A 10097-nucleotide genomic window follows, 5' to 3' on the forward strand; every position below is an offset into this window, starting at 1 on the left:
GTCGCTCAGTCAACATTGACAGTGACTGAAACACCGCATTCGCGAGCAAGCCCGCTCCCACATTTTGATTTCTGTTCGGCTTAGTAACCGCGTTGGGTATCAGCGAGGTTTTCCAGCGGCCGATCACTCAGATACCTTTCCAGATTGCCTAGGAAACTGTCCGCAATGTCATGCCGGCTATTGGTCGAAATCGCCGACGTATGCGGCGACACCCTGACCCTCGGATGCCCATACAACGCATGCCCGTCCGGCAATGGCTCGGGCTCGGTCACATCCAGCGAAGCCAGCCCGATATGGCCGCTGTCCAGCGCCTCCAGCAGCGCCTCATGATCCACCAATCCTCCCCGGGCAATATTGATCAGGTGCAACCCTGGCTTGGCATTCGCCAGCGCCTCCCGATCGACGATATGCCGTGTGGCCTCGGTCAGTGGCGCTGCCAGCACCAGGTGATCGGAACGAGCAAACAGGTCATGGATATCCCGCGCCGCTTCCACACCCTCCACGTCAAACGGCGTGTCAGTTTGGCGTAATGCCACCACCTTGATCCCCAACCCATGAGCCTTCTGCGCCAGGCTGCGGCCAATCGCGCCAAACCCGAGAATCCCCAGGGTGGTGCCCTTGAGCGGGCGCAACGGGGTGAACTGCCACTGGGCATCCTTTACCCAGATATCCGGCAAATGCTTGGCCGCCGCGAAGATTGCCGCGAGGGCGAACTCGGCGAGGTTTTCGGCGGCGCTGCCCCGTGAGGTGCTCACCGGCGGCCCGTTGAACAGCCACCTGGGATAGAAGTCGATGCCCGACGACACCACCTGGATCCACTGCACGCCATACGGCCAACCCGGGGGCGGTGTGTCCGGCGCGGTGTAGCCGCGCACATTGATCGGCCGGGCCAGCAGGATATTGGCCTGGGCCGGCAAGTCGCTGGGCACACCGGCCGGCACACTGATCACCTCTGCACCGGGGTGCGTGAGGGCCAGGCGCTGGCGGATGACTTGATTGAAATCTTCGTCCAGCTGGCTGGCGATAATCACCTGGCTCATGGGCGTTCCTTGTGTCGTTGAGCGAAGACGGCCTTGCCGACGCCTTGCAGCACCGCGTCGTTCTGCGGGGTATGCACGCGGCTGCACAGCACGTCGCGGTAATGCCGCTGCAGTGGGCTGTGTCGGGACAGGCCGGGATTGCCGGACGCCTCGATGGCCAACTCGACGGCACGGATCGCGTTGCCGGTCACCAGGTATTTGATCTGTGCGGCGTGGGCTGCCGGGGTGTGCCCGTCGGCGGCGGCGTCCAGCAGGCTGCGGTTGGCAAACAGCAGGGTGTCGATATGCCCGACGGTCTCCTGAAAGCGCGGCAAGGTCGACAGCGCGGCGCCGAGGTTGGATGGCTTGCGTTGTTCCAGCCAGTCCACCAGCCAGTCGCGCGCGGCCTGGGCCACGGCGTCGTACACCGATGAGAGCAGTACCGACATCCACAGGAACCCGTCACCGTCCAGTTCCGCCTGCGGTGCGCTCCAGGGGCTGACGCTGACCGCGTGGTCCAGCGGCACCAGCACGTTGTCGAACACCACTTCATGGCTGCAGGTGGCGCGCATGCCGAGGTGGTCCCAGGTGTCGATGATGCTGATGCCCGGGCTGTCCCTGGGCACCAGCCAGGCGCCTACCAACGGGTCTTCATCGCTGCTGCGGGCCCACACGCTGAACCAGCTCAGGCCATGGCTGCCGGTGGAGTAGATCTTGCGCCCGCTGATGCGCCAGCCGGCGGCGGTACGCCGGGCGATGGTCGCGGGCAGGCCGCCACGGGCCGGGGTGCCGAGATCGGGTTCGACGCGCAGGGCATTGATCAGCGCCCCATTGCGCACAGCGTCTTCGGCGACCTGGGTGCGCAGGGCGGGCGGCCAGGTTTTGCTGTCTTGCAGGCGCGTGTGTTGCAGGTACTGCATCACCAGGATCAACGCGGTGGACGGCTCGCCCTTGGCAATCGCGCTGATGGCCTTGCGCGCCTGGCTCAGGTTGGCACCGCCACCGCCGAGGGCCTTGGGCACGGTCAGGGCGACAAGGCCGTGTTCGTGCAGCAGCTTGAAGTTGTCGTGGGGGAAGGTGCCGCTTTCATCAACGATGTGTGCAGTGGCGGCGAGCTGGGCGCTGAGGCGTTCCAGCAAGGCTTCGAAATTGGCCACTTCCACGGAGCGCAGTGACGGTTGAGAAGAAAGGCTCATGATGGGTGTACTCGTTCAAAATGTGGGAGCGGGCTTGCTCGCGAAAGCGGTGTGTCAGGTTGCACATCCGTTGGCTGATCCACCGCTTTCGCGAGCAGCCCGCTCCCACATGGGTTATTCGGCGTTTTCGAAGGCGGGTTATATCGGCAGCAACTTGAACTGCCGGTCCCACAACGGGCTGACATCCAGCCGCTCGTTCAATACCCCGGCATTGAAGAACAGGTCCGCCACTTCCTGCTGCGAAGCGATGGCCTGGTCGTTCACCTCGATCACGCTGTAGGGCTGGCTGCGGTTGTTGTACACGTCGAGGAACACGGCCTTGTCCACACCGAGCAACTTCGCCGATTTTTCAGCCCACGGCTCAGGGTTGTTGTTCATCCATTCCAGCGTGCGCGCCTGGCGCTGCAAGTAATCCTGGATCGCCTGTTTGCGCAGCGGGTCTTCCAGGGCAGCGGGGCGGGCGCCGATCAGGTAGTTGCCGGAGAGGTAGCCGAGGGCGGTTTTCAATACCCGGGCGCCGCTGCGGAATTTCGCCAGTTGGATAAACACCCCGTAGATCACCCAGGCGTCCAGCTGGCCACTCTGGAACGCGCTGAAACCGTCCTGTGGCGTGAGTGCCACGGGGGTGATGTCGTTGAAGGTCAGCCCTTGCTCCTTCAAGGCCTTGATCAAGAAGTAGTGCGAGGTGGTGGAGCGCACATAGCCCACACGCTTGCCTTTCAACTGGGCGATGGATTCAATTTTCGACTCCTTGGGAATCAGGATCACCTGGTTATTCACGTCACCTTGCAGCACCGCAATCAGCTTCGGCTCGCGGTGGCTCTGGATCGAGAAGATCGGCGGGATCTCGCTCATGCCGCCAATGTCCAGGCTGCCGGAGGCCAGCGCTTCGACGATCAGGTTGCCGCCGGCGAACTCGGCGTAGTCGACTTTATAGGGCGTGTTGGAAGTGCCGGCGTCGTCGGTGAAGTACGAGTCCTGGCCACGGTAGGTGGCGACGGCCAGGGTCAGGTCCGAGAGCTTCGCAGGTGCAGCGAAAGCCCGGGGCACCAGCGAGGCGAGGCCCAGCGCGCCAAGGGCAATCGAACTGGCACCCAGGAAGCCGCGACGATTGAACTGTCCGTGTTTGATCGTGTTCGTCATGGTCGTGCCCTGGTCAGATGGCGATCTGCGTTGGTTGAGTTTCGAACGGGGTGCTGTAGCGGTTCGCCGGCACGTCCAGGCCAAGGTTTTCCCGCAGGGTGGCGCCGCTGTATTCGCTGCGCAACAGCCCGCGTTGTTGCAGCACCGGCACTACCAGCTCGGTGAAGTACTGCAAGCCGTCCGGCAGCAGTGAATTGATGATGAAGCCGTCGGCCGCGCCGGCTTCGAACCAGGTCTGGATCGCGTCGGCGACCTGCTCCGGGGTACCGACAAAATCGCGCTTGGGCCGGGAGAACCGCAGGGCCACTTCCCGCAGGGTCAGGCGTTCATCGCGGGCCAGTTGCTTGATGCGGTCGGAGCCGCCTTTCTGGCTGTTGGAGCCCAGGTCGCCGAGTTCCGGGAAGGGTTCGTCCAGCGGGTACTTGCTGAAGTCGTGGTCGTTGAACGGGCGGCCCAGGGCGACGATTGCGTCCTCGACGGTCACCAGCTCCACAGCTTGCTGATAGCGGCTTTCCACCTCGGCTTCGTCGCGGCCAACAATCGGCCGGATGCCCGGCAGGATCGACAACTGATCAGCATCACGGCCAAAACTGCGGGCGCGTTTCTTCAAGTCCTGGGCGTAGGCTTTGGCTTCGTCGAAGGTCTCGGCATGGACAAAAATCGCGTCGCTGTTTTCGGCGGCAAAATTGCGCCCGTCCTCGGAAGTGCCCGCCTGGAAAATCACCGGCTGGCCCTGGCGCGAGCGGGCGATATTCAGCGGGCCCTTGACCGAGAAAAACTCGCCTTTGTGTTCCAGTGCATGCAGCTTGCCAGGGGTGAAAAATTCGCCGCTTTGCTTGTTGTACGCAAAGGCATCGTCTTCCCAGGAATCCCACAGGCCCTTGACCACATTCACATGCTCCCTGGCGATGCGGTAGCGCACGGCGTGGGGCGGGTGCTCGGCCTTGCCGAAGTTGTCGGCGGTGCCGCTGAGCCACGAAGTCACCACGTTCCAGCCGGCGCGGCCGCCGCTGATGTGGTCCAGGGAGGCGAACTGGCGCGCCACCTGGAACGGTTCGGTGTAGCTCACGGTGACGGTCGCCACCAGGCCGATGTTCGAGGTCAGGGCCGCCAGGGCCGAAAGAATGGTCAGCGGCTCAAAACGGTTGAGGTAGTGCGGGCTGGATTTTTCATGGATATGCAGGCTGTCGGCGATGAACACGAAGTCGAACTTCGCGCCTTCGGCCAGTTGCGTCTGATGCTTGTAGAACCCGAAGTTGACGCTGGCATTGGGCTGCGCCTGCGGGTGGCGCCATTCGCCCCAGCCGTGACCGACGCCGTGCACCATGGCACCAAGTTTCAGTTGGCGTTTGCTCATGTTCTCTCTCCTTTTAGCGGGAAGCCTGGGTAAGCGGGGCACGTTTGGCGTTGAAGCTTTTGTCGAAGCCTTGGGAGACGTCGATGTGTTTGGTCAGCAGGCCTTCGTCCTGATAGATGTCGGCGGTGGTTTGCAGGCCGCTGATCACCGAGTCGTCAATCGCCACCGGTTGCATATGGGTGGCGTTGGCCACGGCTACGTGCACCTCCAGCGGCAAGCCGGTGATTTTGGCCATGGCGGCGGCGAACGCCTGCGGGTGATCGTTGCTCCAGCGGTAGGCGCGGTCGACCCGGGCCACGAAGTCGTCCAGCTGCACGCGCTTGTCGGCAATCGCCTTGCTGGTGGCGGCGAGGTACAGGTGATTGCTCAGCAGGTTGTTGCCGCTGGCAAGGACCCTTGCCTGGCTCTGGCTGGTGACCACGGTGGTGTAGGGGTCCCAGGTCGACCAGGCATCGGCGGTGCCGTTATCCAGCACCAGCCGTGACTCGCTGGGCAGCAGGAAGATGAACTGCACGTCGTGGGTGGAAAGGCCGGCGCTGCGCAGCGCCTTGATCGCCAGGAAGTGCCCGATGGAGCCGCGGGTGGTGACGATGCGCTTGCCCTTGAGGTCGGCAAGATCGTGGATCGGGGAATCTTTCGGAACAATCAGCGCGGTGGTGTTGCGGCCTTCGGCGTGGATGATGCTCACCACCTTCAGCGGTGCTCCGGCACCGAGGGCGAACACGTAGGGCGCGTCCCCCAGCGCGCCGATGTCCACGGCCCCGGCGTTGAGGGCTTCGCCCAGCGGTGCGGCGGCGGGGAACTCGGACCACTGGATTTCGTAGGGCACATCCCGGGTTTCGCCGGCGACTTCCAGCAGCGCCTTGATGGTGGATTTCTGGTTGGCCACTCGCAGGGGCTGCAGGTCGGCGGCCTGGCAAGTCGCACCCAGGGTGAGGGCGGCCAGTAAAAGGGCAAGGGTAAAGCGCATCAGGCGGGCTCCAGGCTAGGTCTTGCGTTCAGTCGCCTCCGCCTGGAGAAGGGGTCGGCTGGTAGTGGGAAGAGGAGCGAGCGGACTCGCTCCTGGGGGTGTTCAGATCACATAAAACCCGTGGGTGCCGTCGCGGGCCAGCTGGTCCACCAGGCCGAACTCCCAGTCGAGGTAGGCCTGCATGGCTTCCTTCGGATTGTCGGTGCCTTCGTACGGGCGGCGGTAGCGGTCGATGCGCGGTGAAGCGAGGCGGGTCTCGCCTTCCTCCAGCGGCAGTTGCGCGGCGATCCAGCTGGCAGTGCCGTCCTGCAGCAGGAACACGGGCTTGCCGGTCAGCGCTTCGACTTGCGCCACCGCGAGGCGCGCCAGCTGGCTGCTGCCACAGGTCAACACGTAGCGTTCGGCAGCAGGCACCTTGCGCAAGGCTTCGGGCAACTGCCCGCGCAACGCCCACCAGGCACCGGGAATGTGGCGCTTGACGTAGTTGGCGCTGGCGGTGAAATCCAGTACTGCGGTGTCGCCATGAACCTGCCATTCGGCGAGGGTGTGCGGGCTGATGAGTTCGGCCTGTTGCGGCGCCGGGACGGGGGCAACCCAGGCCCCCGGTTCGCTGAAGTGCGCAGGTTGCAGGTCATCCAGCACATGCACTTCCCAACCCAGTTGTGCGAGCCAGGACGCAGACATATTGGCCCGCACGCCGTCGTCATCCACCAGTACCAGCCGGGCGCCGCGTACGCTGGCGACGTGATCGGTTTCCTGCACCAGTTGGCCGCCCGGTGTGGAGCGCGAGCCGGGCAGGTGGCCGGCTTCGAATTCTTCCGGGGTGCGTACGTCGAACAGGTAAGTGGTGCGCGTCGCTTCCTGCTGCCAGCGTTGCAGGTCGGCGAGGGTGGCGCGGCCTACGCGGGCCTTGTCGGCGACTTGGCGGGCGTCCCTGGCGGCGATCTGGCGGTGTTCTTCCGAGGTCGGCGCGAAGCGTCGAGCCTGGCCGTGTTGCAGCTTCTGCCCGGCCAGGGTCCAGCCGATGGTGCCGTTGCGCAGGGCAGACACCGGGTTGGCGATGCCGGCATTGATCAGCGACTGGGTGCCGATGATGCTGCGGGTACGCCCGGCGCAGTTGACGATAATGCGCGTGGCCGGGTCCGGTGCCAGCTCACGGGCGCGCAGCACCAGTTCGGCGCCGGGCACGCTGATGCCGGTGGGAATGCTCATGGTCTGGTATTCATCGAAGCGGCGGGCGTCGAGCACCACCACGTCGGCGTTGCTGTCGAGCAACGCCTGCACTTCTTCAGCCGCCAGCGACGGCGTGTGGCGCTGGCTTTCCACCAGCTCGCCAAAGGATTTGCTTGGCACGTTGACGTCGATAAACAGCTCGCCGCCGGCGCTGCGCCAACCGTCCAGGCCGCCTTCCAGCAGGCTGACCTCGGTATAGCCGAGCGCCTGCAAGCGCTGGGCGGCGATCTGTGCCAGGCCTTCACCGTTGTCGTACACCGTCACCTGGGTATCCCGGCGTGGGATGCGTGAATACACTTCCAGTTCCAGTTTTGACAGCGGGATATTCGCGGCGAACAGCGGGTGGGATTCGGCGAAAGGCGCTTCCTCGCGCACATCCACAAGGGCGACTTCTTCACGGTCCAGCAGGGCCTGGCGAATCTGGGCGAAGCTGCGGTTCGATACAGTCATGGGGCAGGGCTCTCTTTGGACAGGGCGTCTTTGGACAAATCCCAGATGTTCGGGAGAAAAGCGTTGGAATAACCGGAGATAAACAGTTTCTCGCTGCCGTCCGGCTGGTACACGGCGCGGCGCACCGCACCGATGTTGGCGCCATACACATGAATGCTGATGGACACCTGGTCACTGAAGGCATTGCTGACTTGATGGATGTCACCGATCTTCGGCGACACGGCTTCCACCTGGCCGGGTTCCAGCTGGATGCGCTTGCCGTCGGCGACCAGTGCGCCCTCGGCGTTACGCTCAAAGCCCTGGGAATACTCGGAACCGCGCAGCATGCCGATCAGCCCCCACACGCGATGGTCATGGATCGGCGTGGTCTGCCCCGGCCCCCACACAAAGCTGACGATGCTGAAGCGCTGGCGCGAATCGGCGTGCAGCAGGAATTGCTGATAACGCTCGGGGTCGGGTTGGGCAAACTCGTCCGGCAGCCAGTCATCGTGGCTGACCAGTTGCGCCAGCAGCTTGCCGCCGCGGTGCAGCAAGTCGCCTTCGCGAGGGTTGCCGTCGATCAATTCCGCCAGGGCGCCAATGAATGCTCTGAGTCTCTCCGGGTGTCGGGCCTGGGTCATGACAATTCCATCGTGGGTGGTTCGTGGTGATGGGTTTATCTAAGCATAATGTTTATAGTTAATATGCTATTTTTTAATGATTAGGTTATAGCGGAAAGTAATTTAGAACCGGTTTGAATAGCGTTAGACGTTATCGATCCGGGGGTTGGGCTATCCAGCCACCGTTTATGGAACTATGCTTTTCACACATCTTAATGACTGTTCTCTATGTGCGGCCCAAATGAAAATTGACGATATCGATGCCTTTGTCGAAGTGATTCGTTGCCAGTCCATCAGCCATGCCGCCGAGTCGCTGCAACTGACCCAGCCGGCCATTACCCGTCGCGTGCAGAACTTCGAGCAGGCGCTGGGGGTGGAGTTGTTCGACCGCAACACCAAGCCGCTCAAGCCTACTTTGATCGGTACGCGGGTGTATGAACAGTGCCGTTCGATCCTTCGGGAAATGGACGCCCTGCGGGAACTGGTGGCCACCGACGCGCCGCCCACCGGCCTGCTGCGCCTGGGGGTGCCGCAGACCATTGGCGACGTGGTGTTGCTGGACGCCCTCAAGCACCTGCGCAGTGAATTCCCCGAGCTGCGGGCCCAGGTGGCTACCGGCTGGGGCAGCCAACTGGTGGGCAAGATCGAGCGCGGCGAACTGGACGCGGCGGCGGCGCTGTTTCCGGCGGGCAAGATCTTCCCGGACAACATCGTCGGCGAGTCCATCGGCAAGATGGAACTGGTGGTGGTGTGTGCCAAGGCCCAACTGCCGAAGAAGCCCTGCAAGCTGGCGGACGTGTACCAGAATGGCTGGATCCTGAACCCGGATGGCTGCGGTTTCCGTGCCGGGTTGCAACGCACCCTGTCGGACCAGGGCCTGGCGTTGCGGGTCAACCTGGAGACCTTCGGCACCGAGCTGCAACTGGGCCTGGTGGCTGACGGCCTGGGCCTCGGCCTGGTGCCACGCCCGCTGCTGGAGCGCAGTGCCCATCGCGATCAACTGGCGGCCATGCCACTGAAGGACTTCAAGCCGGTGATGGACCTGTGGCTGATCTACCCGCATTTCCTGGGCAACCTGCAAGGGCCGGTGGACGCGTTTGGCAAGCTGGTGGCGGCGTCGTTGCACAAGGTGCGCAATGCGGCGTGATATGAAAAAAAATAATAATTAGCTTAGATTAAAATGTGCTTTTTATTATTTTTGGTCATCCCCTAGGCTTGCCTGGAAGTCCTTAAGGCCATCCAGGAAGTTTTGCCATGAGCAGCGTCACCTCGATCTCCAGTGTCTCGAACAACGTCCGCCAGCGGGTTACCCCGGAAGAGTGGGAGGTGCGCGTTAAACTTGCGGCGGCCTATCGGCTGGCGGCCTTGTACAAGTGGACCGACCACATCTACACGCACTTCTCCGCCCGGGTGCCGGGGCCTGAGGAGCATTTCCTGATCAATGCCTACGGGCTGTTGTTCGATGAGATCAGCGCTTCGAATCTGGTCAAGGTGGATATCGACGGCACGATTGTCGATGACCCTACGGGCCTGGGGATCAACTATGCGGGCTATGTGATCCACAGCGCTATCCATGCGGCTCGCCACGATTTGCAGGCCGTGCTGCATACGCATACGCGGGACGGTATTGCGGTGTCGGCGCAGAAGGACGGGTTGTTGCCGATCTCCCAGCATTCCATCGGGTTTTCCGGGCGCGTTGCGTACCACGGGTATGAAGGTGTGGCCCTTGACCTGGATGAGCGTGAGCGGTTGGTGGCGGACCTGGGGGACAAGAGTGTGATGATCCTGCGCAATCATGGATTGCTGACGGCGGGGGTGAGTGTGGAGCATGCGTTCCAGCAGCTGCAGGGGCTGGAGCGGGCGTGCAATATCCAGATTGCGGCGCAGGCGGGGGGGAATGCCGAGTTGATCTTTCCGCCGGCGGAGGTGGTGGCCAAGGTGGAGAAGCAGGCAGAAGTGTTCAAGAGCGGGGATGGGCCGGGGGTGGCGCGGCACTGGAATGCGTTGATTCGGCAATTGGAGCGTACGGATACTGATTACAAACTTTGACGTTGTGGGTTTGGTATTTTCGCTTGGTTGTGGGTGTATATCCGTTATTTAGGTAACGGCCACTATTGGTTCCGCTCTTAC

Annotated in this window: 9 protein-coding genes; 2 read left to right on the forward strand and 7 right to left on the reverse strand. The window is 62.9% G+C overall.

Annotation, left to right across the window (positions count from 1 at the left end; genetic code table 11):
* Window positions 1-80: 80 nt before the first annotated feature.
* The 7 genes from HX873_RS29090 to HX873_RS29120 form a co-directional block, all read right to left on the reverse strand.
* Complete coding sequence (locus HX873_RS29090; RefSeq protein WP_003211305.1) at window positions 81-1040, reverse strand: D-isomer specific 2-hydroxyacid dehydrogenase family protein; 960 nt, start codon at window positions 1038-1040, stop codon at window positions 81-83.
* On the reverse strand, window positions 1037-2215 hold the full coding sequence (locus tag HX873_RS29095; protein ID WP_003211304.1) for an acyl-CoA dehydrogenase family protein: 1179 nt from the start codon (window positions 2213-2215) through the stop codon (window positions 1037-1039). The genes HX873_RS29090 and HX873_RS29095 overlap by 4 nt, the downstream gene beginning before the upstream one ends.
* Window positions 2216-2353: 138 nt before the next feature.
* Complete coding sequence (locus tag HX873_RS29100; protein WP_003211303.1) at window positions 2354-3358, reverse strand: ABC transporter substrate-binding protein; 1005 nt, start codon at window positions 3356-3358, stop codon at window positions 2354-2356.
* Window positions 3359-3371: 13 nt separating this feature from the next.
* Window positions 3372-4715 (reverse strand): LLM class flavin-dependent oxidoreductase, encoded by a 1344-nt coding sequence (locus HX873_RS29105; protein WP_008434605.1) that lies wholly within the window; start codon window positions 4713-4715, stop codon window positions 3372-3374.
* Between the two features lie 13 nt (window positions 4716-4728).
* On the reverse strand, window positions 4729-5685 hold the full coding sequence (locus HX873_RS29110) for an ABC transporter substrate-binding protein (protein WP_003211301.1): 957 nt from the start codon (window positions 5683-5685) through the stop codon (window positions 4729-4731).
* A gap of 102 nt (window positions 5686-5787) precedes the next feature.
* Window positions 5788-7368, reverse strand: a complete 1581-nt coding sequence (locus HX873_RS29115) for a rhodanese-related sulfurtransferase (protein WP_177044895.1) — start codon at window positions 7366-7368, stop codon at window positions 5788-5790.
* Window positions 7365-7988 carry a cysteine dioxygenase gene (locus HX873_RS29120; protein WP_008434600.1) on the reverse strand — a complete coding sequence of 208 codons (624 nt, stop codon included), beginning with the start codon at window positions 7986-7988 and terminating at the stop codon, window positions 7365-7367. Before HX873_RS29120 ends, HX873_RS29115 begins: the two co-directional genes overlap by 4 nt.
* A 220-nt stretch (window positions 7989-8208) precedes the next feature.
* Between HX873_RS29120 and HX873_RS29125 the strand changes: the two genes are divergently transcribed.
* Together HX873_RS29125 and HX873_RS29130 are read left to right on the forward strand one after the other, a co-directional pair.
* On the forward strand, window positions 8209-9114 hold the full coding sequence (locus HX873_RS29125) for a LysR family transcriptional regulator (protein WP_008434597.1): 906 nt from the start codon (window positions 8209-8211) through the stop codon (window positions 9112-9114).
* Between the two features lie 107 nt (window positions 9115-9221).
* Window positions 9222-10016: a class II aldolase/adducin family protein gene (locus HX873_RS29130; RefSeq protein ID WP_003211295.1), complete on the forward strand. Its 795-nt coding sequence runs from the start codon at window positions 9222-9224 to the stop codon at window positions 10014-10016.
* The last annotated feature ends 81 nt before the right edge of the window (window positions 10017-10097 follow it).

Origin of the sequence: Pseudomonas sp. P7758, from assembly GCF_013386485.1 — a bacterium.
Lineage (GTDB): Bacteria > Pseudomonadota > Gammaproteobacteria > Pseudomonadales > Pseudomonadaceae > Aquipseudomonas.